Source organism: Bacteroides sp. MSK.20.82 (assembly GCF_019052485.1).
GTDB classification, from domain to species: domain Bacteria; phylum Bacteroidota; class Bacteroidia; order Bacteroidales; family Bacteroidaceae; genus Bacteroides; species Bacteroides thetaiotaomicron.
In genome coordinates this window covers 269,433-295,452 of sequence record NZ_JAHQUN010000001.1, presented here as the reverse complement: position 1 = coordinate 295,452, position 26,020 = coordinate 269,433, and the positions used below count along the sequence as shown (strand labels likewise).

The following is a 26,020-nucleotide window of genomic DNA, read 5'->3' as shown; positions in this document are numbered from 1 at the left end:
GTTTTATCTTTTCAGGTTATTTTATTTGCCGGTGCTAAGATAGGAAATATTATATTACTAATCAACCGGATTGGTACATGTTATCTTCAGCGGTTTCATTAATGCCCGCCCGTTGATCACAGGATAGACACGTGTTTCGGTCGGAAAGCTGCCGGAATATTGATATTCAACGGGCATCACACCTTCTTCACGGGCTTTCACCTGACGGGGACTGGTAAACTTAAGATCTGTATTACCACCTATAACGACAAACATAAGCTGTATATCATTATCGGTATCGTTTACGTATTTCAGTTTCATTGTTTTCGTACCGCCTTTGCCTATGGTACCGAATGCCATTACTTCGAAATTCATCCAAAGTCCGCTACCGTACTCATACGGATAATTCTCTGATACCGGATGTTTGCAGGGAATGACGGTGCCTTTTACCCAAATGCGGTTGTAATTAGCATTGTTATTGCTCAAAACAACTACTTCTTTACTAAAGAAGCCCGGTCGGTAGGCCGGGTTGTAAGTCACTTTCACTTTACCTGTAGCATTCGGCCGGAGCGGTTCTTTAGGAAATTCAAACTGTACACAACCACAGCCACTTGTTACTCCATTGATAGAAATAACTTTTTGACTGACATTCTTAAACTCAAATTCATGTGAAACCAGTCCATTTTCTTCCTTTATTTCTCCAAAATCAAAGACACGTTCTTCGAACACCAGTTCGTCAGAAAGAGTCTGTGCGTACGAGGCAACCAAATACAAATTAATGCAACAAATCAATATAATAAAGCGCAGCACCATACTTTTTTTCATTTAAAACAAAAGCCTCTCATAATAACTCATTAGCTATTATAAGAGACTTTCATCAATCCCGTTTATTCATTCTGATACATATCAAACTCAGACAAAACAATCCCATATCCACTACTATACGGCAATAATTCAAGTTTGACATATTGAGCACTCACAGCTCCATAGAAACGAATATATTGCGGCGTTGCACGAGAGAAAGTAACGTTTCCCTGATACTCATAATCTTCACCTCCTATTTCACTTGTATAGACAGCGGCACTGGACAAACTATAATTACGGGAATAATACTGTAATCGAATTCCTGTTATGTTTTGGTATACGCTATTCAAATTAACAATAACGGTAGAACTGGCATCCTGAGACGGATAAGTCCTTGTATTTCCGTCGAACAGAGTTGTTCCAACATCTACACCATTGTTAGTGGCAGTCCACGCGCTTCTATCACTAATTAATGTGCCTTCCACACTCGTTGCTCCCGGAACACAATTCGTAAAAGAGGTGCTAACAGCGAGATAAGCAGAGGAATGAGTTTCACTCAATGCCGCATTCGATACCGATGTTACTTTTAGCGGTAAAAGATAACTTGTATTGACAAACTCGCTCCACTTTCCATCCTCTATTTCAATAGTAACTGAATCAGAAGAAAGCATACTTCCCGCAGGAATCACGAGTTCTTTTTTATCCAAGGTTACTTTTACCCCGTCAGGGAAAGAAGAAAATTCACCTATGGATGCACTATTATCAATATCCAAAGTAACCGTTATATCTTTAGAGGCAACTTTAGTAGAGCGTACCCCTACCTTAACTATTTCCGGTCCACTCTCTAAACTAGAGCCAATCGGTGTTCTCAACACTTCATAGACAAATGTATTTTGAGGATATTCTGTTGAAGTCCAACGGTTCACATTAATATATACATAATTTTGGTTGCTTCCTTCGATATCGTAACTTTCGTCATCACAAGACTGAAGACTAAATAATCCGACTACAACCAACAATCCTAAGATATGCGTATTTATTTTCATAGCAATCATTTATTTCGTTACTCGTTACATCTGTTATTATCATCACTGTCCCATGCAATAGCACTGCTATAATTCAGATTATATGTTAATCCAGCTCCTTCATTTATTTCACGGGCAGTGTTCGTCCAATCCATATCATAGCCATGTCCTGTTGCATCTTTAAAGATGTGTCCTTCGCCTTCATTCATTTTCCAGTATGCAACCAAACCTTCTGATTGTGAATCAACGCCACAAAGATTCATCTGTAGTTCGCCTGTACTCAAAGCACGGTTCCAGACACGAACTTCAGCAATACGGCCACGAAAATACTGAGATCCGCGATATCCCGTCCAAGACATTCCTAGTTCAAAACGCTGGAAATCGACCGGTTTACCATCACCATCGCCTTGTGCATCTTTCACTCCGTCTACATACATAGTCAGTTTACTGCCATCATATGTCAACGAGATCATATACCAACGATCAGTGCTAAAACGTGTACTCGATACAATACTTCCACTTGGACTTACCCACTGCAAGGCATTGATATCTAATCCATTTTCTCCAAATCGCAGCATACTTGAGCGCTGTTCGTCAGCAGAAGTGAAACTACACAGACGAGCTATACGATGCCACTCTTGAGAATAGCATTTGATCTCATAGGTGAAGTTAGACAATTCCTGTTTCTTATCATCTGAGAAAATAAAGTTACTATAAAGATTCGTATTGCTGATATTCAATGAGGTGAAATGAATAACACGAGATATCTGCAAGAAAATAGTTTTCGAAGGTTTTAATATTTCAAGTCCATCCACTTCTACCATAGTAACTGGAACTACATATACTCGCCCTTCTGCAAAGTCTTCGGTAGAAATAACTTTAACTGTAGCAGGAGTAGAAAACGCTTTACCTGTCTGAATTACAGCATCAGCATCTTCAAGAGTCACAGCGCCCTCCGGAATCGCATAATATTTAGTATTATGCTCATTATTATATGTCTCTACCAGTGACCTGTCAATGGCAAACTTCACATTTACGTCTTTATCTACTTTATCAGTAGTAGAAGCAGTGACGGCATACGAAGAAGGGGTATCTTCTACCACAAACTTGGTTACAGGAGTAGTCTCTGTCCCTGTAATAAAAGCCATATTCTTGTTATAATCAAACTTATCACCTTCTGTACAACCCAGAATGGATAAACCTAATATAACTCCCAACAAAGAATGTTTAAATATATATGTTTTCATCATGATTCTTATTTATTCATTGTTTACTCATTTACAGCAGGATTCATTATCTGAATAGCCTCCCGGAATTCATTATAAGGTATACCCGATGAAGAATAATAATTTCTTCCTAAGTAGAATACTCCACAACCGCCTTTACGGCCTTTCGACGGTTCCCAACGTGCATAGTTCATAAGTTGTCCCCCATCGGCATAGAATACTCCGAACGATTCGCAGTAAATCATCTTCTCGGGTGGAAAGTTACTGGGTTGAGTCAAGAACCCCACTTGATCACTATAAGCCTGTTGAACGATATAATCACAATAAGGTATGATGTCTGTCGGTGGTGTTCCACTAAAGTAGTCAACGATAAGCAACTTATCCGGCTGTTCGCCTTCAGGACCAAAATACTTGCCAAGTTCCTTTATCAATCTGACCAAATCGGAACCACTCCAACCTTCCCAGTCAACGTCTACTCCATCAAGTCCCGGTTCCAACACTTGATTCACAATCCATTTTGCATATGCAGCCATCGCTTCATCGTCCTTATTCTGGCTAAGATCATAATCAACCCCATCAACGGTAAACTGGTGTCTGTAATGAGAAGCATCGGCATGCATGACAAAACGTGTACCCAATTTCCGCTGGCAGTATTGCATATCCGCATATGCTATCGGATGTGTCTCTGCTGTCGGTATTCCCATCCAAAGATTTACAATATCTATACTGTCAGGCAGTCCTACCATACGTTCACCCCACGACGCGGGATCTTTATAGCCGGTCACACCTTCAATCGGTGACCACGCTTCGTAATAAGCATAACTTATCTCATGATCGCTTTTCTTGAAAGCACGCAGATTCTCAAAATACTGCTCGTCATATGTTTTCAGTTTCTGAATTTCTAACGCTTCCACATCGGTATCACAACTATAGAAAAAGAATGTTCCGATAAGGAAAGTCAGTAAACCTGTTATTTTTGTTTTCATCGTAATTAGTGTTTTTAGAATTAAACAATGTCCATTCTCCTGTTATCGGGATTTTTTGTCCCACCAGAGTTTAGTTCCACCCGTATCCTGACCACCCAAAGCCGATATACCACTGGCAACGCCGCTAGCATTGTTGATCTTCTCGTCGCGTGTATAAGGCAGACGGCGGACTTGTAACTGGGTATCAATCGTACCATTACTACTGTTTCTTACTACAGGAATAACTTCCGGATAGCCTGTACGACGATATTCACTCCAGCCTTCGGGACCGTCGGGATAATTGGCAATCCACTTCTGTGTAATGATGCGTTCCAACTGAGCTTCAAATCCGGCATTATCATCCCATGCAGGAGTAACCCTGCTGCTGAAAGTATAATTATCACTACCCACATTGTCTGCAAAAGCACCCGGAGTCGAAGTATGATCAGCCAAATAATCGTCTACACCGGCGGCATTATTCTCCTCAAACGACATGCGTACACCTTGCTCATAGAATGATTTGGCCGTTCCACCCATATCCCAGCCACGTAATGCACCTTCGGCACGCAGGAAGAACGATTCGGCAGCCGTCATCCATACTACCGGAGTAGAAGCACGGTTAATATTCAGATTAGAGATTTTATTGCCTTGATAATTGCTCATATTGCTTGTTGTGATACCAATACGTACGCCATGATATTCACCGTCATCGGCTGCTGTAAAATAAGAGCTGATTCGCGAATCATTCAGTCCGTTCAAATAGGCTACGATGGTAGCACCCGGACGACAGTCACCCGAATTGAAGTTATAGGCAATCTCGTGCAACGGATGATGATATTCCAATGAATTATGCGAAAGTTCGGCACGTTCCGCTTTACTTTCGATAAAGCCGAACATGTTTTCCATCGACTTCTTTGCCTGTGCTTCTGCCAGTGTGGGATTCGCATATGAAACACGTATAGCAAGACGCAAACGCAGTGTGTTGGCGAACTTCACCCACTTCTCTACGTCCCCCCCATATACACAGTCATAGTCACTCATCAGCTTAGCATCCACATTTCCGTTCACATAATTGCTCAATACTTCGATAGCATTATCCAGTTCTTCAAAAAACTTATTATAAACCAAATCCAATGCGTCATATAAGCTGGAAGAGCCATAGTTTACATATGGAATAGGACCAAATGTATCAGCAATACGGTGCATGCCTTCTACCTTTACGATGGTAGCCAATGCGTCAACTTCCGGCAGTTCCTGTTCAGTGGCTATTTTGTGAATACTTTGCCATGGTGCCATAATTCCGGTATAGGCATAATCAAAAGTGGCATTCACCCATTGTTCCTGAAAGTTATACTGCCCGTTATGATTGGTAGATCCTAAGGTAGCGGCAATATAGCCCGAATAAAGGTCATGCGATAAGTTCTGAGCAATCTGATAGTCAGAGTCGAGCTTGTCGCCATCATTTATGATTACAACCCGACGCAGCATTTGCGAAAAGAAAGCACCCGTCTTCAAGTTGTCTACTTCCATCATTTCCTCGGTGACTTCATTCGGATTTACGTTATCCTCATAGTCGATACACGAAATGTTATTTAATAGCATCAAAGATATCCCGAGAATGGAAAGTTTGTTCCATGATAGTATTTTATTTAATATCATATCTTCTACAATTTATAAGTTTGATTAGAAATTAACTTTCACAGAGAATCCCAAATTACGCAGACTTGGCGACATAAACATGTCGATACCTTGAAAGTAAGTGCCTGTACTTGCTGTCAGTTCCGGATCGAACGGAGCTTTTCTATAAAGGAAAAAGAGATTCTTACCGATGAAAGATACGTTCAACCCCTTAATCCAGTCCACATACTTGTTGATAGGAATATCATAGCCTAACGATAACTCAGCCAAACGGACATTAGTCGCACTGTAGGTGTACATAGAACCAATACCACCCTGAGCACCTGCACCTCCAATTTTCGTATAGTAATCTTCCGCACCGATTGGACGACCGTTAACAATGGCTCCGCCATTATCACGGGCAATAGCTGTAGCCTTTGAAGAGCCGTATGCGTCCATCGTCGCCTGTGTCTGTGATACAACTACACCACCGACACGTGCCGTGAACAGGAATCCCAATGAAAGCCCTTTGTAACTGAATGTGTTTCCCCAACCGAGGTTATACTTAGGAGCACTATTACCAGCCTTTACAAATTCATCAGGCTGAGTAACTACAACCTGGTCCGAAGGATGGACATAGATAGCTCCATGTTCGTCCGTGCGAAGCGTATTCACATAAATATCGCCGATAGATCCGCCTTCTGTCAGTATCATTTTATACATACTTGTCCCGCCCATATCAATTCTATCCAAAGAAGTAAGTTCGTGCGTATAAGGATCTTCATAGTTGCGCAGCAATTCCACCACTTTATTTCGGTTCAATGAATAGGTCAGATACGAACTCCAGCCAAAATTTCCCCATTTGTCCTCAAAACGCAAAGACAATTCGATACCTTTATTATCTACACGACCGCCATTGACTACTTCCGATTTATAGCCGGTAGTAGAAGAAAGGGTACGTTCAAAGAACTGATTGTAGGTACGTGACTGATAGATAGATCCATCCAATCTCAAACGGTTCTTGAAGAAGACAAAGTTAAATCCGGCTTCCCATGATTTGGTACGTTCCGGCTTCAGATTGGGGTTAGGACGTCGGGACTGAGTAACAGGAACGCCATCAACCAACGCATAAGTCGGAATAGCCAGAAATACATCCGGTGAATTACCTACTTCCGAATAAGAAATACGTACTTTCATGTATGGCATAATATCCGTACTGCAACGGAATATATCTGTGATAATCCCCGAAAGACCGATAGACGGATAGAAGAAAGAACCGGTATTCGTCCCTTTGAAGGTAGATGACCAGTCGTTACGAGCCGTCACATCCAGATAAGCCATAGACTTGTAACCGATCTGAGCACTACCGAATATGGCGCGTTTTTTCAAATGATAGCCATATTGGTTGGCCAGATTCTTCTCTGAAGTATCCACGTTGCCAAAAGTAAAGAGGTTGGCTACCGACTTCAGTTTGCCTCCGAAATAATCAGACTGATAATCATTGTTTTCAAAGTTCCCACCCACATTAGCTGTTACATTTAGGGTATTATCGACAAAGTACTTATTAATATTCAGCAATAATTCACCGTATATCTGTTGATTCTCGATATTACTCTTGGAGTAATAACCGTATTTAGAAGCAAACAAAGTATTTGTTCCGGCATCATACATGCGCTCACGGCGTTCGTTGTTGCGGTCCATTTTGGCACGGGCTGTTACATTAATCCAGTCAGCAAATTCATATTTTGCCGATGCAGTTGCCATATAACGGTTCTTATGATTAGGTATTTTAATATGCTCGGTAATCCAGTATGGATTCTGTAAAGCCAGACTTGTGCTGTAAGGCCAGTACTGAGTCAGTAAATTTCGTTCCGAATCATACCGCTGATATGCCTGTACTTTGGAGAAATCATCTCCCGCAGGAAATAGATAAAGAGGTACTAACGGGTTATAATAAAGTCCCTGAGAGGTCATATTTTGTTCTTTTACAGAGCTAAGCATAAAACTCAGGTCAAGAGTCAGCTTATCTTTCAGCATCTTGGCAACATTACGGACAGTGACATTGTAACGTTCGTAGTCATTATTATGGATAATACCTTTGGCATTGGTAGTACCTAAAGATAAGTAAGTCTGATTCTTGTCAGTACCTGTAGAAAGACTGGCAGCATTTGTTACATTCACACCTGTCTGAAAGAAGTCTTTAGGATCATAGCTGCTCGGCGTATTCAATTTACTGCCCCAGCTGTAGTAACTACCCACTTCTGTCTGCCCATAAGTATTTTGAAATTCGGGCAAGACAAGAGGAGCGGAGAAAGTCGTATTATTGGATATGCTGACTGAAGTACGTCCTTCCCTACCTTTTTTAGTAGTAATCATCACAACACCATTGGCAGCGGCACTACCGTAAAGAGCTGCAGCTGACGGTCCACTCAAAACAGAGATACTCTCTATATCCTCGGGATTCAGACCGGAAATAGGATCACCGGACTGACCGGCACCTTCGTATGAGTCCGTAGGCTGTGTAGAAGCGGCACTCATATCACTCATCGGGATACCATCAACCACATAAAGAGCATTGTTATTACCATTCAATGATTTGGTTCCACGCATCACTACACGTGAAGAGCCACCGACACCAGCTGAAGATGAGTTAATTGTAACACCCGCAACTTTACCGTTCAGATTATTGACGAAGTTGGCATCTGCAATGCGTGTAATCTCGGCATTGCTTACTTGCTGTACATTGTATGACAAAGATTTAGCTTCCTTCTTGATACCCAATGCAGTAACAACGACTTCATTCAGTACTTCTGTATCTTCTGTCAGCACAATATTCAGAACTTGGGCATTCTGTACCTTTACTGTTTTCGTGGCATATCCCACATAAGAAATTTCCAGAATATCTCCTTTCCTGGTCTGTAGCGTAAAGTTTCCGTTTATATCGGTGATAGTACCGACCGTAGAATCTTTCACTTTCACATTCACACCGATCAAGGGATCTCCGCCAGCATCTTTCACAACTCCTTTTATTTGGATTTGTCCTTCCTGCTGAACAAGTTGCATTTTATTAGTCGATAAAATAATCTGCTTGTCAACTACGGTATACGTAATATCGGTCCCCTTAAAAATATCATCTAGAATATCCAGAATCTTACCTGATTTATTTCTCACAGAAACAATACGATTCTTCTGAATCGTTTTGTCATTGTAAAGGAAAACATAATCGGAAGCTTCTTCTATTTTATTCAGTACCTGTTCTACAGATACATTGTTCATAGAAATGGCAACATGCGTCCGTTGAGCATAGCCATTCTCTGCAGATAGTTGTAAAACGACTGCAAAAAGTAGTGCCAGACTAATCCTCATAACTAAAGGTAGTTTTAGATTTAAAGCATATTTAGGATATAATGCAATAAATGAATGATTTTTTTTCATACATTTGCGGTTAACTAAAGTTTATTACTATAATGAACTGTGGTTTGATTCCGGTTAGCGTTTGCAAGACTCCTTACCGCGAATCTGAAAAATTGGGGGAAGACAGCTGTTGGTAGCAGCTTTCTTCCTTTTTTTACGATCTTTGTGTTATCTCATAGGCTATTCTCATTTTTATGGTTACTAATATAAATCTACTATTATCTTTTTCTTTGTGAATGTATCATCTGCCTGTTGTACCGCCTCCTCAGTTCTCCACTTCAAGGCAGCAGACTTAGCCAGATAATCCAATATCTGTGGCAGTGTTTCATTACGGAAGGTCGCACGATATTTATATTCTTTTCCCGATATATTATTAAACTGAATATCTACATTAAAATGCCGTGCCAGCCGTTTGAATATTTCACCCAACTCGGCATTGCGGAATATCAACTTACCGTCTTTCCATGCCACCTTTTCATAAACATCCACTTTTCCCTTCAACAATTTCTGATCTACCTTATTATAAAGCAATCGTTCTCCTGGAGCTAACTGAACTGTTGTTTTTCCGTCCGGTGAAATAACGTTTACTTTACCCTTTTCTAATACCGTTTCTATACTATTATCATCTTCGTAAGCATTCACATTAAATTTGGTTCCGTACACATAGACACTTAACCCGGCAGGAGTATTGACGTAAAAAGGCCGTTTCCTGTCCGCTTCTACTTCAAAATAGGCTTCACCTTTTAATTCAACATTACGATTATCTTTCTTAAAAACGGTAGGATAACGTAAAGTACTACCGGAGTTTAACCAGACAACCGAATGGTCAGGAAGTTCGTAACGAATGACTGAACCTGTAGCCGCCATGACTTCTGCATACTTCTCTTCAGTATCCGTTGCTCCCCAATATAAATATCCCAAAATCAAAGAAGAAAGTAATAAAGGTATAGTCAAGAATGCAGCATAACGCATCAACTGATTATACATACTCCTTCTTCTGTTTGTCTTTATTTGGGTCTGTGCTTGTTGATAGGCACCCATTACATCAATAGACTCCATTTCCTTAATATCCTCTCCTAATGCCTGCGCTTTTCGGAGCAATGATTCCGGATTCATATTTTCCATATTCTCTTTCAAAATCTTATCTTTTAATTGCAATTACACTAATAGTACAACTGAGGTAATCGAAAAGGGACAGGTATAACATACTTTTTTTTATTTTATTTTTTAAGCTATCTTATTTTCCACAGCTTCATACCAAAAACAAAAAAAGAAAGAAAATTTTAGGAAATGCTGATTTTCTTATTATATATTTGCAGTAAAATGAAAAACTACAGAATCTCAAAATAATGAAAATATCTTTTTCCAGACAGACTAAAGAAAGAGCTTTCAAACAACTTTACGAGGATTATTATGCCCCTTTCTGCCTGTATGCAAAAAGATTTGTAGATGATAAAGAAGTCCGCGAGGACATTGTTTCGGATGTATTCACCTCCCTATGGGACAAGTTGGATACCGACTCTTTCGATTTGCAATCAGAGACAGCATTGGGATATATAAAAATGTGTGTAAAAAACAGCTGTTTGAACTTTCTGAAACATCAGGAGTATGAATGGAGTTATGCCGAAAATATCCAAAAGAAAGCTCCTCTATATGAAACAGAAACAGATAGTGTATATACACTTGATGAGTTATACCGAATGCTATACGAAACATTAAATAAGCTTCCGGAAAACTATCGCACCGTATTTATGAAAAGTTTCTTTGAAGGCAAAACACATGCGGAAATTGCCGAAGAAATGAATCTCAGCGTAAAATCCATTAATCGGTATAAACAAAAAACAATGGAACTCCTGCGGAACGAGTTGAAAGATTACCTCCCGCTGTTTTTATTATTCCTGTCTCCCGAGCAACTGTAAGCTCTCTGCTAAAACACGGCACTCTTTACGATTAATCTTCCCATTTCCCGTTTGAGGAATATGATTTACCGTATAAATATATTTAGGACGATAATAAGATGCTAAGACTGATTCCAATTTAGTCCCTAGCGCACTTATCTCCATCTGCCCTTCTATCAATAAAGTAACAGCCTGCCCCAAACGCCGATCCGGAACGGAAGTGATCACAAACGGTACAGGGATAGACGACTGAAGTAACCTTTCGATCTCTTCTGCCTGCACTTTAATTCCTCCGCTATTGATTACATTATCCTTTCTTCCCAGAATCGTAAAACTACCGTCCGGATAAATGCGGGCAATATCATTTGTCTGCAGAGTATCATCGCAAACAAGCGGAGCATTAATCATCAAAGTATTTTCTGAAGACAAAAACAACTCTACGGATGAAAAAGGATAATAACGATCGGATGCTGCTGCGCCATTCAGACGGCGAAGAGCGATGTGAGAAAGGGTTTCCGTCATCCCGTAAGTTGAATAAACAGCATTGGACAGATTTCTGATTTTTTCCTCTAAAGCCTTGTCAACTGCTCCGCCTCCTATAATTAAAATCTCCGTTTGCTTTAATTTCTCTTTCTCTTCGGGTATCTGAAATGTATTATACACCTGCAAAGGCACCATAGCCGCAAACCTTAAAGGAGTGTCCACATCTGCCAATGGATGACCGGAAGCCCGACGTACTATAAGATTCAACCCGGCAATCAAAGAACGGACGACTACCATCATCGCCCCGATATAGCGAAGGTTCATACACAATAATGCCGTTTCACCCTGCTTTAAATCCAGAAACTCACAAGTCAGGCGTGCACTCTGTATCATCTGATCTTTGCGAACAAGCAATTCTTTAGGTGCCCCCGTAGAACCGGAAGTATGTACAGTGATCACAGGATCATCATTAAACCATTCGTTTAGAAAAAGATACAAGTCCCATATAGCAGAAGGGTGGTTTCCCTCACCTTCTGCTACAAGGCTATGTATATCGCCCGGAGTATATTCCTTTCCCTCCAGCAACAAACGCTGTTTTTGTCGGTCGAATATCATCATTTACAAAACCACAAACAATCTTTTCTGATTTCAAGAGGCATCTCTACATTATCTGTAAAGAGTAACCCGGTGCCTAACCCTTGCGGCAATGGATTCTGAAAAGTAGCACACCATTGAGCGATAGCATTCAGACCGATATTAGACTCCAGAGCAGAAGTTATCCACCAACCGATATTCAGTTTCTCCGCTTCTGCAATCCACTCCTCGCCACCGGCTAATCCGCCATGAAGAGAAGGTTTGATAATAATATATTGCGGACGGATAGCCGAAAGTAATCTTTGCTTTTCTTCCCAGGTATTATAGCCTATCAGTTCCTCATCCAAAGCTATCGGCAAAGGAGATTCGGAAGTAAGACGTGCCATTTCTTCCCATTGTCCGGCACGAATGGGCTGTTCTATCGAATGTAAGTCCAGTTCGGACAAGCGTTTCAATTTCTCCATCGCATCTGTTGGTGAGAATGCTCCGTTGGCATCTACACGCAATTCTATTTCTTTAGAAGAATAGTGAGAGCGGATATGTTGGAGTAAAGCCAGTTCTTCTTCAAAGTTGATGGCACCGATCTTCAACTTTATACAGCGGAATCCCGCCTCCATCTTCTTCTCTATCTGAGCAAGCATTCTATTGAAGTCACCCATCCAGATAAGCCCGTTTATCGGAATACCTGCTTCCCCACGTGAGAAGGGTGTATCCCACAAAGCCCAGCTTCCTTCAAAAAAGTGACGAATGGCTGTCTCCAAGCCAAAAAGGATGGAAGGGTACTTGCATAGAGCTTCCATGTCCAGCTTACCTCCCTGATTCTCTACCTGCCGGCAGATTTTAGCCAGCACTTCCTCGTAATCGGGAAGATCATCACAGCTAAGATTTGGCAGAGGAGCGCACTCCCCGATCCCTACCCAATTGGGAAATTCGGGAGCAGTAAAATGAAGATACCAGACTTTTCGCGTTGTGTATGTGCCTCGTGAAGTTCCGGCCGGCTGCTTGAAATGAAGCACCCGCGGAATAATGTCTATTTTGCAATCCATTGTTTAAGGGAACTTCGGATATTTCTTAAAGTTAGGTTTACGTTTCTCCAGAAATGCATTCTTTCCTTCCTGAGCCTCATCCGTCAGATAGTAAAGCAAGGTCGCATCCCCTGCCAGCTCCTGAATACCTGCCTGGCCGTCCAGTTCGGCATTCAATCCGGCTTTAATCATCCGCAAGGCCAACGGACTGAGCAGCATCATTTCTTCCGCCCATTGCACATACTCATCCTCCAGTTGCTCCAATGGAACTACTTTATTCACCAATCCCATATCCAACGCTTCCTGCGCATTGTATTTCCGGCAAAGGAACCATATCTCACGTGCCTTCTTCTGACCGACGACACGAGCCAGATAAGAGGCTCCGAAACCTGCATCAAAGCTACCTACGCGAGGACCGGTCTGTCCGAAGATCGCATTCTCCGAAGCAATCGATAAATCGCAAACTACATGAAGCACGTGTCCGCCACCAATGGCAAATCCATTTACGGCAGCAATTACCGGTTTCGGAATGCTGCGGATTTGTTTCTGTACATCCAGAACACTCAGACGGGGAACACCGTCCTTGCCGATATAGCCGCCACGCCCTTTCACATTCTGGTCACCGCCCGAACAGAAAGCCTTGTCACCAGCTCCCGTAATCACGATCACATCAATATCCGCTTCTTCCCGGCAAATGCGCAATGCGTCACTCATTTCAGCCGTTGTAGTCGGAGTAAATGCATTTCGATAGCGTTCACGGTTAATGGTGATGCGGGCAATCCCATTATAGTAATCAAAGAGGATATCTTCGTATTCTCTGATGGTTGTCCATTCTCTTTGTGTTGACATAATCTATTTTTGTTTTAGTTGATGATAATAATCTTTCAGTATACGTGCATCTTTATTTTTATTGCTGAATACTTCCATCAGAACCGGTTGTTCCATGGCTTCCGGTTGTGTGAAGGTTTTCATCGCTTCGGCAAGCTGTTCTTCATTCTCTACCCGTTGATAAAGGAATCCGCGTTCTTCCGCCCATCCTTTGGCAGATGTCTTGTGAACGGCTGTAATATACTTGTGCGATGTACCCGACATATCCAGTCCGGGTAATGTATGGAAAATCTCCCCTCCTCCGTTATTCAGCAAAAGAATGCGTAGATTGGGACGGACATTGATGTTCCACAAAGCATTCATATCATAAAAGAAACTAAGGTCACCTATAACTATAAAATTTAGTTTATCCGAACCGGCGGCATATCCCACTGCCGTGGACAACGAGCCTTCGATGCCGCTTGTACCCCGATTACAGCATACCTCAATCGTAGAAGGAACCTGGTATAACTGAGCATAGCGGATAACAGAACTATTTGCCAGATGCAATGCACATGATTCCGGCAATGCTTTTATCAAAGCACCGATAGCCGACATTTCCGAATATCCGAACTCCGGTTCGGGAATGGTCTTGCAATAATTCTCCCATACACGGGGATACTCCGGCACGCGGTTATCCAGCAATGGAGCTATTTTCTCCAGAAACTCAAACGGGTCCATTTCGATGACGGTAGTCAGAGAACCGTAAAGGTCAACCACTTCTCCATCAGCAGACACATGCCAATGTTCTTTAGGCGGATGCTGCCGAAGATATTTTTTCAACCGCTTGGAAACCACATGTCCGCCATAAGTAATCAATAACTCGGGAGTCATCTGGCCGGTTTTCTCTTCGGGCATCGCATAAAGCGCCGCATCAAAATTCTTCACTGGAATACCGGGTACTGTCTGATTACCGATATGCTCGGTCAGCCACACGAAATGTTTATATAACAATTTGGTATGCCGTTTCTCAAACAAGTAAATCAAGTTCATCTGTCCGACAATAATCATCCGCTTCTGATATCTGTTCAAGCGTTCGATCAGGTCATTGTAATCCCGGTCGTATACATTCAGCCCCTGATAGCGCGTAATGACACGTACTTCGGGAAGCGACTCCACCGTAAACTGGAACAAAGGTTCGGATATAGGAATATTAATATGTACCGGACCTTTTCCATGATGGTTGGTTTCCAGCAAGGCTTCATTCACCAAGCGGTTACAGTACCATTCATCCTCTTCTGTCTGAATCTCCGGAAGGTTTACCGACTTCTTCACCAATGTCTGAAAAACACCGGGCTGCGGCAATGTCTGTCCCGCCATCTGTCCAATCCAGGCAGCAGGCCGATCGGCAGAGATAACAACTAAAGGTATATTCTGATAATACGCTTCTGCCACAGCAGGATGAAGATTGAGCAACGCTGTACCGGAAGTACAGCAAACGGCAGCAGGATGCCCGCCATTCAGCGCAAGACCAATCGCAAAATAACCGGCACTCCGTTCATCCGTCATAGCATAACAAGTAAAACCCGGATGAGTAGACAGCGTATGCACAATAGGTGCATTACGGCTACCGGGACATAACACTACTTTCGTAATTCCATGCGCCTCAAGCAGCGCGACCAACTGGAGTATATTTTTCTTGTCCGAATACATATTGATAGTGATTAGCTTGTTAGTGATTCATCATTATTGGAGCAGACACAAGAATACGCCTCATGGTCTGCAATTTCTTTTCCGTTTCCTGCCATTCATCATTCAACTCTGAAGAGGCTAACAATCCGCCACCGGCATACAGTGTCAATTGCTCGTCTTCAATGTGCATGCAACGCAGATTCACATACAAATCTGTGCGTCCCTCCGGATCGAGCCAACCGATAAAACCGGAATAATACTTACGATCGTACCCTTCATTTTCCAAAATGAACCGGTAGGCTTCTTCTTTAGGCAGTCCGCACACGGCAGGAGTCGGATGCAGGACTTTCAGAAGGTCTCCCAGATTTTTATTATCTTTCAAAGAGAAATGGAAATCAGTTTTCAGATGTGACAAGGCACCGGCATAAGCCGGATAAGGTCCGCTCTCTGTGGAGCGAATGCCCAGCGAAAGAAGCTGCCGACGGATATAGGACGCCACATAATCCTGCTCCTGACGGTTTTTGTCATCCCATACTTGCGGAAGTTTACCATTCTGCAAAGGTTGAGTTCCTGCCAGGGCAACTGTGTTCCATTCATTTTTTTCGCCCGACAATATAATTTCGGGGGTACTTCCCAGCCACACGCCCGTCTGAGGAGTATAACACAGATAGATATAGGAATGAATATAACGTTGACAAGCTGCACGAAAAACAGCTGAAGGGGAAAACTCCGGATTCTTTCCAATAGTGAGACTACGGGAAAGCACCAGTTTATCAAAGGTAGCATCACGCAAGGCTTCAATAAATGTATGAAAACAGGTCGCATACTTCCCAGTACAAAGGGTATGAAAAGATTCCTCCGGATAACTTTGCAAGTCCTGCTCTTCCTCTGCCACGATTTCCATAGGCAACGGTTGTCCAGTCCTGTCGGACTGTATCAACACAATCGGACATGACTTATCTATACGGAACGGAGCAATCACAAATCCTCTTTGTCCATTCAGTTCTTTCAAATCGAAAATCAAGCGGACAGCTCCGACATCTTCTGTCAACAGACGAGGATACTTCTCCCCGGGAACACGATAAACAGCAAAGGGCTGTTTCCGCTGAATAAGTGCATCAATAGTTGTCAAGTTACTTTTTTCGTCAATCATCTTTTTTTCATCACACTGTTGACCACCCGTATAGAGGACACCAGTTTATTGGTTGAAGTAAAAACGTCCACATTCCATACATGGGAGGAACGTCCTTTGTGTACAATCGTCGCTACTGCACGTACTGTATCACCTTCGTGCGCAGAAGATATATGATTTCCGCTGACCTGCATTCCTACCACAATTTCATCCGGCTGACAGAGAATCATCGAGCCGAGTCCGGCAACTGTTTCTCCCAATGCAAGCGTAGCTCCACCGTGCAAAATACCGAACGGCTGACGGGTACGGTGATCTACCGGCATCGTCGCCTCTACACGGTCTTCGTCGGCATATGTATATTGGATACCCAGATTACCCATCAATGCGTGACGCGCCTGTGCATTCAACTGGTCCAAAGGAATCTCTGCAGCGCGAACTTCCGCTATTATCGCCTTTTCGACAGCCAGAGCCACTCCGTCTTCCTCATTGGAAGCTGTCACATAATCCGCACAGACCTTTACCGAATCCTGCGAATGCCCCATCGCCACTCCCAGTCCTGCCAGCTGAATCATCGTTACATCGCACACACCGTCTCCTATAGCGATGACTTCTTCACGCTTCACATCCAGTTCTTCCAATAAAGCTCCCAATGTGTTGGCTTTATCAATCGCACACGGCACTACTTCCAGAAAATAAGGTTCGGAACGGAAAACATCCAAAGCTCCGTTCAACCGTCTCTTCCAGTGTCCTTCCAGACTAACCAACGCTTCCTCGTCATCGCTGACAAGCATACACTTACACGGAGCAAAGTCAATTGCTACAGAAAATTCCTCTTCCTTGATCACTTTCAAATTATTCAAGCGAGCTTCATTCTGGATATGTTCATTCTCCGGAGTGTCAGTAATGATCGTATCATCATGGTAAGTGAACAGTGCGAAATTATTTTTTCTTGCCTTCTTTTCCAGATAAGGCAACATTTCCGGATTAATCCTCCGCTCAAACAGTATTTCTCCGTTTTGAGCATTAATTATCTGGCAACCATTATAAGAAAGGATATAACCTCCATAATTTCCGAGTTCTAGGGATTTGGCTAAAGGCATCAGACCGTAAGTCGGTCGGCCGGATGCCAACACGATACGTACTCCCATCTGCTGAACTTTCAGCAAAGCAGCCAATGTACGTTTACTAATTTCTTTTGCATCATTGAGAAGCGTTCCGTCTACATCAAGAACTAATAATTTATACTTCATGGACACACGATTTTGATTTAGATTACAAAGGTAGGAAATTGAGTGAACGACTGAAAGCGGAAAGAGATAAAAATTACTTTAATTTCACTCTTTCAGATGCATTTCCAAATAATCACGAAGGATTCGGGCATGATTATAAACCGGTTCTTTGGATGCATAAAGCAAAGTGATCACCGGATGAGGTTTGATAAGAGTCAGAAAATCGGCAACAGCTTGAGAAGCTTCCAGTTCCTTCTGATACATTACGACAAAATCATTCCAGTGACCCGGAATATCTTCATGAAACCATCTGCGCAGTGCTGCGGAAGGCGTTATATCTTTTGCCCAGTAATCATATTTCAACCATTCTTTTTTGATTCCACGTGGCCAGAGTTTATCTACCAGCACCCGATATCCGTCGGTCTCTGAAAAGTCTTCGTACACTCGCTTTATCCTAACTTGCACCATTTCCGTTTATATTTAGTTATCATAAGAATAAACCGATAAAACGGAAAATTGTTTATCGAAAAAGCCAAAATCAACCTAAGGATTCCTGCGTTTTTTTAAATTCGTAAGGAGTCATACCAGTCTTTTTCTTGAACATACTGTACAGAATAGGCGTACTATTAAATCCGGCTTCATCAGCTATCGCACGAATGGTATAATTGGGATGTTGCTTCAATAACTGAATCGCATAGTTAATACGAAGTTCATTAATATACCCGTTGAAATTAGTTCCGGTGTTTTCCTTGATCATCCGGGCGAAACGCGCATTATTCAAATGTACAATCTGAGCCAGATCCTCTCTCGACAATTCCGGAGACAGATATAACTGATCCTGAACAACAATACGATTCAGTTCTTTGAAAATTTTCTTATTCTCATCCTCTTCCTCCCTACTCTCCACTACTTCATCCGGAGATAAATCGTCTTTTTCGGAAAAGCCAGTTTCCGGTTCCAAGTCCAATGGAACAGCTATCGGATCTTCCGCATCTCCATCTATGAATAATTGTTTGTTCTCTACTTTTCCAGCCAGTTTCTCATTGATAAACTTTGCCAGCATTTTGTTTTTATATTTAACAATAATCGTATGACGCCAAATCCGCCATAGCACAAATAAAATGAGACAAGTGACACATCCCAAAAAAGCAAGTGATATGTTTCTGATTCTTAACTGTAAAGTCTGTTCGGCAATATATTCTTCCTGCTCGTCAGCTTTATGAATAGCATTTAATTCCAAAGCCGCATTCTGTTTATCCTTGCTGTTAATACCATCAATAATAGAAATAATAGACTCACGTAATGCTGCTACTTTTTCAAAATCCTTCAAGCCTTTATAAGCTTTCACCTCTTTCTGAAGGATACTAATATACTGCAAGTTGACAGTATCCTGCTCTTGCATCAATTTCTTAAAATCCTGACATTGATCAACGACTTTCTGATATTGTTTAGACACTAGCAGATAAGGTATCGCATAGGTTTTTCCATCCGGTGTCTGTGAATTCTCTGTTGACAAATATTGTTGATAATATTTTTCCGCCTGATCATACTTTCCTTCCAGATAGCAGATATACGACATTTTTGCATACAAGTAAGTATATTGCAGATCAAGAAAGCCTTTTGTTTTTTCCGGTAATTTAGCTATATCTTTAAGTAGCTTTTCGCGCTTCAACCCAACCTCCAATGCTTCTTTACTACGGGAATCATTGAGCAGATAATCCATTTTCATCCCATAAAAGTATGAAAGCATAGCCATTTCCAATTTGGAACTTGTACCTTGAAGCAATTTGATAGCTTTGTCAAAATAGTCATATGCCTCCTCTTTGAAAGACAATTGCCATTTATTTTCACCAATGCAAAACAACAGCTTACTTTCAGCCCCTTTATCCTTTTCTTTTTGTGCTAGCTTGATACCATCAAGAGCATACCTCATACTCTCTTTATGGTCACTCATAAGCACTGCTAATTCTGCCAGGTCGACAGTCATGGTCAACAAGTGCTTAGTATCTTTCTGAGAAACGGAATCCAGCAAATAAGACTTTTTGGCATACAAAAAAGCCAGTTTAGTCATATACATATTACGATAAACCCTGCTGCGTAATTCATGTATAATACGCAGAGGGATAGTCTTCTTACTTTCAGCTCCATCCAACAAACTTAAAGCCCGTTCAGGTTCTGCCATATAAATTCGACTTATATACTCACTGGTATATAGCGAATCATTCTCTATAGTTTTGTCGGCGAAAAGGAGCTGGTTAAACACAAACAAAAACAAACAAAAACAAATAACCGAGCGAATACTTTTCATTATAATCCCAATGATTTTACTCCCCAAAAGTAAAACATAGTTTCATAAAATGCAAGAATTGAACATATTTGAATGAACTAAAATAAGAAAAGTTAGTGATTATAAAAGTCAGGAGCTATCAAGTTTTCCCCACCAACCACATACAATAAAATACTAAAAATCAAGCATATGTCACATACATAAAACAAAACATCTCAACATATAAATAAACTGCCGATTCTATTAATGAATCTGCATAAGATCAGAGCAGCACATGAAAAATCGAACCGACCAGTCTAAATAAACACCAGACAATTATTAACCCGCCACACTCATCAGAGCAAAACAGCACAAAAACAGAAAATCAAAAAAGAGAAACACATACTGTAATAAGAAAGATTATAATCCCAACGCTTTATCAAACCGTTGCTCCATACATGCACTCAAATCCGTCGTTACAAACTTTCCTTTATAGAAAAGAGAAAAGATAGTAGCAGGTGTAGGTGCATTTTGTGCTTGTGCCATCGTTTCCAATCTGACTATCTTCAATGGAATACCTTTGTTCTCAGTCACACTCACTAAAGAATTACGGACATGAAACTCTGCAAACGGACAACGATGTGTATAATAAACGACTACACCTTCTTTTTCCTCACATTCTCCACTTGATACTGTTCCATTGAATGACGGATCAGGAGCTGCCGGATTTATCTTCAAAGCCAAAAGACTGAAACCATAGGGTAGTTTTTCTATCGTCTCAAACCCCTGACGTAATAACCATTTCGCATCACCCATAAAATGAAATTTAGAGGTACCGACCACAGTCACCAAGCCATCCCTACCCTGTGCTTTGGCATCCTCGACAGCAGACTGCAATAGTGCTTTGCCATGCCCGCATCCTTTATATTTTCCTGAAACCCAAAAACAGTTTATCATTAAATAGTTAGGTGCATTAACCGGAACCCAAGCTTTTTCGGCAGGTCCATATTCTATAAATACTTTTGCACGTTCGTCAAGCCGTCTGAAAACATAGCCATTCTCAAACTCATTTTTCAGCCATGTCTTTTTCAACTCATAGCTATCCTTACATTTCTTATCGGAGAAAGCACAGCAAATATGTTCTTTTTCGATATTCTCTTTAGTCAGAGTGATATACTTCGCTTCCATAATATTCTGTTTATTAGTATATAAATTCCGGTTGTCCATTTCAACTACAGCAAAGATACACAATCGAAAGTAATAAAACATTGTCCAGTCTCGTCAAAATGACACAGTAGTACGGATTAAAGTTCGGAAAACAGATAAGTAAATAAACCTGAGTGACAAACTTATCAAAGAACTTATTGACCACTCTGTGGAAGAAGTGATCAAAAAAACTCCCTAAGAAAAAACAGGAGGAATATCGCACAATGATTTAACATAAAGCGTGAAACCGCTGACTGGTAACCATACAAATATCCGGCTTTGCTGCAATTCACAATAGTAAAGCCGGATATTTAACTGTCAAAAGCATATATCCCATATACCACAAGCTCTTTCCAATGCTACTAGTGAAGCGGCATATCCTTTCATTGTTTCCAGATACTCCTGTTGCACTTCATTATAAGTACGCTGGGCAACCAGTACATCAAGAATACTCGTTTCTCCCCGTTTGTATTTATATACCATTCCGTCGAGCACCTTCTGCGAGTCTTCAAGTACACCGGCTTTATATTGAGCTATCTTTTTCTTTTCAGCCTCATAGTTGAACCAGGCCTGGGTTATCTCTGTCTGTATCTGCAATTCCATATCTCTTTCCATTATCTCCGATTGGGCAATCCGAAACTTTGCAGCTTTTACAGCTCCTTTATTTATATTCGAGAATGTCAGAGGAACAGATACACCGGCAGTAGCAGAACGGGACGGAGGAAGAAAGCCGTTCCAGTTTCTTTCATAAGAAACAGATACTCCGATATCGGGTCTGCGTTCCGCTCTCGTCAGTTTATATTCCCGGGTAGTAACTTCAGTACTTTTTTGAGCAACAAGCAGGTCGATGCGATTATCCAGTCCCGCTTTGACCAAATCAGACAGAGCAAAGTCCCTGCTTAGCTCTTCCCAATTTCCCAAAGGGATATGAAGCGTATCAGCACTCATCCCCATGTGTTTATTCAACAAAACCAAAGCGGAATGATAAGCCGCCTCCTGACTGTAAACAGTATTAAGCAAGGTGACAGTTTCCAGTTTTGACTGCCGGACATCATTCTCCGTAATCTCTCCCGAAACATAACGTAAACTATCTGACTGACTCAGCTGATACATATACTCATAAGAACTTTTCTGTACTTCAAGTAATTCGCGCTGAAGAATTGCTTCTAGAAAAAGGTCGGCAGCCTCCGCCCTCAAATCCTGAAAGCCCTGTTGCAGGAACAGTTTCTCCAATTCTGCCTGAGTCCGCGCCAACTTAATACGTGCTCCCCTTTTATTTCCCATTTCTAATGAATAGGAAACTCCCAACGAGAAAGTCTCATTACCTGCTTCAAATTCCAACTCCGGATCCGGAAAGATTTTCCGGGCAATTACTTCCGCATCAGCAATACTCACATTGAGTTTTTCGGCTAAATAACTCAGGTTCTTTTTCCCTACCCGATTCAGATATTCTTCGAAAGAAATAGACTGCCCCTGCTTTATTTCAGGCATTTGCGCAAAAGTCGGAATGAGTACGGCTTCCACCATTAAAAGCAAGAGCACTATATTATATCGTATATTCTTTTTCATCGTTCTTCTTTTTATTTAAAACATTGTTCTCAACCAGATAATAGAAAGCCGGAAGCAGAAACATAGAGATAAGGGTTGAAAACATCAATCCATACACAATCACTGTTGCCAGCGGACGCTGTACGTCACTACCAATTCCGGTTGCCAACGAAGCCGGGAAAAGTCCGAGTATCGTAGTGACCGAAGTCATCAGAATAGGTCGGAAACGCTGGCGTGCCCCTTCTATGACCGATTTCCGGAGTTCCATTCCTCCCCTGCGCAGCCCATTGACCTGCGATACCATGATAATTCCATTTTGTATGGAAAGCCCGAACATCGCTATAAATCCTACGGCAGAAGATACATTCAGCGTCATACCACGCACATTAAGAGCAAGCATACCTCCGAAAAGTGCCAGAGGAACAATAGCCAATACCAGTCCTGCCTGCCGGAACTTCCCGAACGTGACATAAAGCAGTATAAACATCCCTGTCAGTGTCAGCGGTATAATGACAGCAAGACGTGTATAAGCCCGTTTTTGATTTTCGAAGGCCCCTCCCCATTTGATGGTATATTTATTCTTGTCATAATGTACTTTCTCATTGATCGTATTCTGGGCTTCATTCAGAAAAGATGTCAGGTCACGACCGCGCAAATTCAGCTTTACCGTCAAATGGCGTCTGTTCATTTCCCTGGTAATCGTACTTTCGCCGACACTCAATCTGACATCGGCAACCTGAGAAAGAGGTATCTTTGCACCGGTGGAAGAAGTCAACATAAGTCCGGCTATTTTCTCCGGAGTATTCCGCGCTTCCTCTTTATACTTACAGGTGATGCCATACTGGCGGTCACCCTGATAAAGTTGTGCGATAGCTTTACCTCCGACAGCCACTTCAATCAGATCCGCTACATCGGATACATTTAATCCGTAACGAGCTATGGCATCACGATTCATACTGATCTGTAACTGTGGCAAGGGTGGTTCCTGATCAATATCCAGATCAACAGCCCCTCGCACAGTTCCTAATGCCCTGGTTATTTCTTCGGCAATACGACGTGTTTCACGAAAATCTTCGCCATATACTTTCACCACCAGTTCACTATGGGCCCCGGCTATCTTATCCATCACCCCGTCTATCATAGGTTGGCTAAATCCTACTTTAAAACCGGGAAGTAACTTATATTCTTCTTCCAGTTCATGAATCAAATCCTTTTTAGTTTTTCCTTTCGGCCATTCATCATAAGGCTTAATACCGATGGACACTTCAAAATGTGAAGGGGTGAACGGATCAGTTCCGTCGTCATTCCTTCCCGCCTGTACCATAATATAAGTTACTTCGGAATACTTCATCGTACGGGCACGCAAAGTATCAGATAACTCCCGTGACTTTTCTACGGAAATTCCGGGTGGCAGATTAACCTGTAACCATATCGAACCTTCATCCAGCTCCGGAAGGAAGTCTTTTCCTACGACAACACTCAACACGATCCCCGCTGTCAGAATCAGTCCTGATGGAATGATGGCTTTTAAGGGAGCTTCCAGAAATCCTGTAATGGTACGAATGTATTTATCCTTTAGTCTGTCCAGCCATTTATTCTTATATATTTTATGTGGTTTACGATAGATTGCATAGGCAAGTCCCGGAATCAATAAGAGCGCAACCAACAGTGCTCCAATCATTGCATAGCTCATCGTAAATGCCATTGGAGTAAAAAGTTTGCGTTCAACACGTTCAAAGGCAAACAGCGGAAGGTATGCCGTAATAATGACAATGGTTGAGAAAAGAATAGGCCGACCCACTTCTTTGGCGCGTTGCGCCATGCTTTTTTCTTCGAGATATTGTTTGGGATTATCCTCACGTTTCTTAAGGATCGTTTCCAGCATAACGATAGCGCCGTCCACAATAATACCGAAATCAATAGCACCAAGCGACAGAAGGTTAGCCGGAATATCCGTCAGATGCATAAGAATAAAAGCGATAAGCAATGACACAGGAATCGTTATAGATACCAATAATGCACCACGCCAGTTGCCTAGAAACAGAATAAGCACAAGAACCACCAAAGCCATACCCATCAGCAAGGTATGGGATACGGTACTCAAAGTAGTATCCACCAAGTTGGTACGATCCAGAAAAGTATGTATCCTCACTCCTTCCGGCAATGTCTCATTATTTAACTCATCAACTGCCACATGAATATCTTCCAGTACTTTAGACGGATTCTCATGTTTCAGAAGGAGTACAATTCCTTCCAGACTCTCAGAGTAGTTGCGGGTACGGTCCGTATATCCCAGCACTCCCTTTCTTTCAAGATTTCCATACTTCAAAGAACCTATATCATTCAGAAAGACAGGAACTCCGGAAGTAGTACTCACTACAATATGTCCCAAATCGTCCAAATTTCCGATTAATCCAATTCCCCGTACCACATAACCCAAGTCACCACGATTCAACACGCTTCCCCCCACATTGGCATTGTTATTCTCAATGGCTTCAACAACCTGGCTGAGAGATAAATTATATTGTTCCAGTTTGGACGGATCTACTTCAACCTGGAACTGAGTAGTGATCCCACCGAAATTGGTTACATCAGCCACTCCCGACACTTCCTTGATACGGGGAATAATTACCCAGTTCTGAAGGTCGGTTAATTCGCGTAATGAGTGCTGGTCACTTTCTATGATATAACGGTACACTTCTCCTACGGGAGATGTCAGCGGATCAAGTCCCGGAACAGCTCCATAAGGCAGTTCTACTTCATTCAATCTTTCCTGTACGCGCTGGCGGCTCCAGTAGTCCTCTGTCCCGTCCTTAAAGACAATGGTAATCATTGACAGCCCGAATGTACTCTTACTCCGCATGACGTGCATACCGGGCAGCCCATTAATAGCGCGTTCCAAAGGAATGGTTATCTGCTGTTCCACTTCCTCCGCAGCCAGTCCGGGAACTTGAGTGACCACCTGGGAAGTGACATCTGCAATATCCGGATATGCTTCTATCGAAAGCTGTTTCCATGAGTAATATCCAAAGATACACATCATCACAAACAGGCAAAGCATTACCCATCTTTTTTGTATAATTGAAAGCATTAATTCCTTCTTCATAATT

Annotated in this window: 19 protein-coding genes and 1 pseudogene; 2 read left to right on the top strand and 18 right to left on the bottom strand. The window is 41.9% G+C overall.

Annotated elements, in window-relative coordinates; translation table 11 throughout:
* Positions 1-57: 57 nt before the first annotated feature.
* The 7 genes from KTR07_RS01265 to KTR07_RS01235 form a co-directional block, all read right to left on the bottom strand.
* Positions 58-792, bottom strand: a complete 735-nt coding sequence (locus KTR07_RS01265) for a DUF1573 domain-containing protein (protein ID WP_008766774.1) — start codon at positions 790-792, stop codon at positions 58-60.
* A 74-nt stretch (positions 793-866) separates the two neighbouring features.
* Complete coding sequence (locus tag KTR07_RS01260) at positions 867-1,829, bottom strand: BT_3987 domain-containing protein (RefSeq protein WP_008766775.1); 963 nt, start codon at positions 1,827-1,829, stop codon at positions 867-869.
* Between the two features lie 17 nt (positions 1,830-1,846).
* On the bottom strand, positions 1,847-3,058 hold the full coding sequence (locus tag KTR07_RS01255; protein ID WP_224200291.1) for a DUF1735 and LamG domain-containing protein: 1,212 nt from the start codon (positions 3,056-3,058) through the stop codon (positions 1,847-1,849).
* A gap of 20 nt (positions 3,059-3,078) precedes the next feature.
* Complete coding sequence (locus tag KTR07_RS01250) at positions 3,079-4,020, bottom strand: endo-beta-N-acetylglucosaminidase family protein (RefSeq protein WP_008766777.1); 942 nt, start codon at positions 4,018-4,020, stop codon at positions 3,079-3,081.
* Between the two features lie 42 nt (positions 4,021-4,062).
* Entirely contained in the window at positions 4,063-5,658 is a 1,596-nt protein-coding gene (locus KTR07_RS01245; protein ID WP_008766778.1) for a RagB/SusD family nutrient uptake outer membrane protein, read from the bottom strand.
* A gap of 24 nt (positions 5,659-5,682) precedes the next feature.
* Entirely contained in the window at positions 5,683-8,982 is a 3,300-nt protein-coding gene (locus tag KTR07_RS01240) for a TonB-dependent receptor (RefSeq protein WP_048692445.1), read from the bottom strand.
* 249 nt (positions 8,983-9,231) lie between these two features.
* The gene (locus KTR07_RS01235; protein ID WP_008766780.1) at positions 9,232-10,155 is read right to left on the bottom strand and encodes a FecR family protein; all 924 of its coding nucleotides are present in this window, start codon (positions 10,153-10,155) and stop codon (positions 9,232-9,234) included.
* 224 nt (positions 10,156-10,379) lie between these two features.
* Between KTR07_RS01235 and KTR07_RS01230 the strand changes: the two genes are divergently transcribed.
* On the top strand, positions 10,380-10,949 hold the full coding sequence (locus tag KTR07_RS01230) for an RNA polymerase sigma-70 factor (RefSeq protein WP_011109391.1): 570 nt from the start codon (positions 10,380-10,382) through the stop codon (positions 10,947-10,949).
* On the opposite strand, the gene KTR07_RS01225 is transcribed toward KTR07_RS01230, so the two are convergent.
* From KTR07_RS01225 to KTR07_RS01185, 9 genes are all read right to left on the bottom strand, one after another.
* A complete protein-coding gene (locus tag KTR07_RS01225) occupies positions 10,923-12,026 on the bottom strand; it encodes an AMP-binding protein (RefSeq protein ID WP_008766781.1) in 1,104 nt (367 codons plus the stop codon). The two genes, KTR07_RS01230 and KTR07_RS01225, sit on opposite strands and share 27 nt — an antisense overlap.
* The gene (locus KTR07_RS01220; protein WP_008766782.1) at positions 12,026-13,051 is read right to left on the bottom strand and encodes an o-succinylbenzoate synthase; all 1,026 of its coding nucleotides are present in this window, start codon (positions 13,049-13,051) and stop codon (positions 12,026-12,028) included. The genes KTR07_RS01225 and KTR07_RS01220 overlap by 1 nt, the downstream gene beginning before the upstream one ends.
* A gap of 3 nt (positions 13,052-13,054) precedes the next feature.
* Positions 13,055-13,879, bottom strand: a complete 825-nt coding sequence (menB, locus tag KTR07_RS01215; RefSeq protein ID WP_008760413.1) for a 1,4-dihydroxy-2-naphthoyl-CoA synthase — start codon at positions 13,877-13,879, stop codon at positions 13,055-13,057.
* Between the two features lie 3 nt (positions 13,880-13,882).
* Entirely contained in the window at positions 13,883-15,550 is a 1,668-nt protein-coding gene (gene menD, locus KTR07_RS01210; protein WP_008766783.1) for a 2-succinyl-5-enolpyruvyl-6-hydroxy-3-cyclohexene-1-carboxylic-acid synthase, read from the bottom strand.
* Between the two features lie 19 nt (positions 15,551-15,569).
* Positions 15,570-16,682 (bottom strand): isochorismate synthase, encoded by a 1,113-nt coding sequence (locus KTR07_RS01205; protein WP_008760411.1) that lies wholly within the window; start codon positions 16,680-16,682, stop codon positions 15,570-15,572.
* Complete coding sequence (locus tag KTR07_RS01200) at positions 16,679-17,911, bottom strand: Cof-type HAD-IIB family hydrolase (protein ID WP_008760410.1); 1,233 nt, start codon at positions 17,909-17,911, stop codon at positions 16,679-16,681. Before KTR07_RS01200 ends, KTR07_RS01205 begins: the two co-directional genes overlap by 4 nt.
* 84 nt (positions 17,912-17,995) lie before the next feature.
* Positions 17,996-18,358, bottom strand: coding sequence for a DUF488 domain-containing protein (locus tag KTR07_RS01195; protein WP_011109389.1), 363 nt, complete (start codon positions 18,356-18,358; stop codon positions 17,996-17,998).
* A gap of 70 nt (positions 18,359-18,428) precedes the next feature.
* Positions 18,429-20,198 carry an AraC family transcriptional regulator gene (locus tag KTR07_RS01190; protein WP_008766785.1) on the bottom strand — a complete coding sequence of 590 codons (1,770 nt, stop codon included), beginning with the start codon at positions 20,196-20,198 and terminating at the stop codon, positions 18,429-18,431.
* Between the two features lie 378 nt (positions 20,199-20,576).
* Positions 20,577-21,344, bottom strand: coding sequence for an N-acetyltransferase (locus tag KTR07_RS01185; protein WP_008766786.1), 768 nt, complete (start codon positions 21,342-21,344; stop codon positions 20,577-20,579).
* 145 nt (positions 21,345-21,489) lie between these two features.
* On the opposite strand from KTR07_RS01185, the pseudogene KTR07_RS28305 reads away from it, so the two are divergent.
* A pseudogene (locus tag KTR07_RS28305) lies at positions 21,490-21,595 on the top strand (MmcQ/YjbR family DNA-binding protein); the annotation flags it as partial.
* Positions 21,596-21,680: 85 nt separating this feature from the next.
* Here KTR07_RS28305 and KTR07_RS01180 read toward each other — a convergent pair.
* The gene (locus KTR07_RS01180; protein WP_008766787.1) at positions 21,681-22,931 is read right to left on the bottom strand and encodes a TolC family protein; all 1,251 of its coding nucleotides are present in this window, start codon (positions 22,929-22,931) and stop codon (positions 21,681-21,683) included.
* Positions 22,909-26,016, bottom strand: a complete 3,108-nt coding sequence (locus KTR07_RS01175; RefSeq protein ID WP_008766788.1) for an efflux RND transporter permease subunit — start codon at positions 26,014-26,016, stop codon at positions 22,909-22,911. Before KTR07_RS01175 ends, KTR07_RS01180 begins: the two co-directional genes overlap by 23 nt.
* Positions 26,017-26,020 lie beyond the last annotated feature (4 nt).

Bases quoted from the DNA above. Each gene is read 5' to 3' on its own strand.
- KTR07_RS01195 (WP_011109389.1), bottom strand. From the start codon at position 18,358: ATGGTGCAAGTTAGGATAAAGCGAGTGTACGAAGACTTTTCAGAGACC.
- KTR07_RS01200 (WP_008760410.1), bottom strand. From the start codon at position 17,911: ATGAAGTATAAATTATTAGTTCTTGATGTAGACGGAACGCTTCTCAAT.
- KTR07_RS01235 (WP_008766780.1), bottom strand. From the start codon at position 10,155: ATGGAAAATATGAATCCGGAATCATTGCTCCGAAAAGCGCAGGCATTA.
- KTR07_RS01180 (WP_008766787.1), bottom strand. From the start codon at position 22,931: ATGAAAAAGAATATACGATATAATATAGTGCTCTTGCTTTTAATGGTG.
- KTR07_RS01175 (WP_008766788.1), bottom strand. From the start codon at position 26,016: ATGAAGAAGGAATTAATGCTTTCAATTATACAAAAAAGATGGGTAATG.
- KTR07_RS01185 (WP_008766786.1), bottom strand. From the start codon at position 21,344: ATGGAAGCGAAGTATATCACTCTGACTAAAGAGAATATCGAAAAAGAA.
- KTR07_RS01240 (WP_048692445.1), bottom strand. From the start codon at position 8,982: ATGAGGATTAGTCTGGCACTACTTTTTGCAGTCGTTTTACAACTATCT.
- KTR07_RS01220 (WP_008766782.1), bottom strand. From the start codon at position 13,051: ATGGATTGCAAAATAGACATTATTCCGCGGGTGCTTCATTTCAAGCAG.
- KTR07_RS01250 (WP_008766777.1), bottom strand. From the start codon at position 4,020: ATGAAAACAAAAATAACAGGTTTACTGACTTTCCTTATCGGAACATTC.
- KTR07_RS01260 (WP_008766775.1), bottom strand. From the start codon at position 1,829: ATGAAAATAAATACGCATATCTTAGGATTGTTGGTTGTAGTCGGATTA.
- KTR07_RS01245 (WP_008766778.1), bottom strand. From the start codon at position 5,658: ATGATATTAAATAAAATACTATCATGGAACAAACTTTCCATTCTCGGG.
- KTR07_RS01265 (WP_008766774.1), bottom strand. From the start codon at position 792: ATGGTGCTGCGCTTTATTATATTGATTTGTTGCATTAATTTGTATTTG.
- KTR07_RS01225 (WP_008766781.1), bottom strand. From the start codon at position 12,026: ATGATATTCGACCGACAAAAACAGCGTTTGTTGCTGGAGGGAAAGGAA.
- menB (WP_008760413.1), bottom strand. From the start codon at position 13,879: ATGTCAACACAAAGAGAATGGACAACCATCAGAGAATACGAAGATATC.
- KTR07_RS01205 (WP_008760411.1), bottom strand. From the start codon at position 16,682: ATGATTGACGAAAAAAGTAACTTGACAACTATTGATGCACTTATTCAG.
- menD (WP_008766783.1), bottom strand. From the start codon at position 15,550: ATGTATTCGGACAAGAAAAATATACTCCAGTTGGTCGCGCTGCTTGAG.
- KTR07_RS01230 (WP_011109391.1), top strand. From the start codon at position 10,380: ATGAAAATATCTTTTTCCAGACAGACTAAAGAAAGAGCTTTCAAACAA.
- KTR07_RS01190 (WP_008766785.1), bottom strand. From the start codon at position 20,198: ATGAAAAGTATTCGCTCGGTTATTTGTTTTTGTTTGTTTTTGTTTGTG.
- KTR07_RS01255 (WP_224200291.1), bottom strand. From the start codon at position 3,058: ATGATGAAAACATATATATTTAAACATTCTTTGTTGGGAGTTATATTA.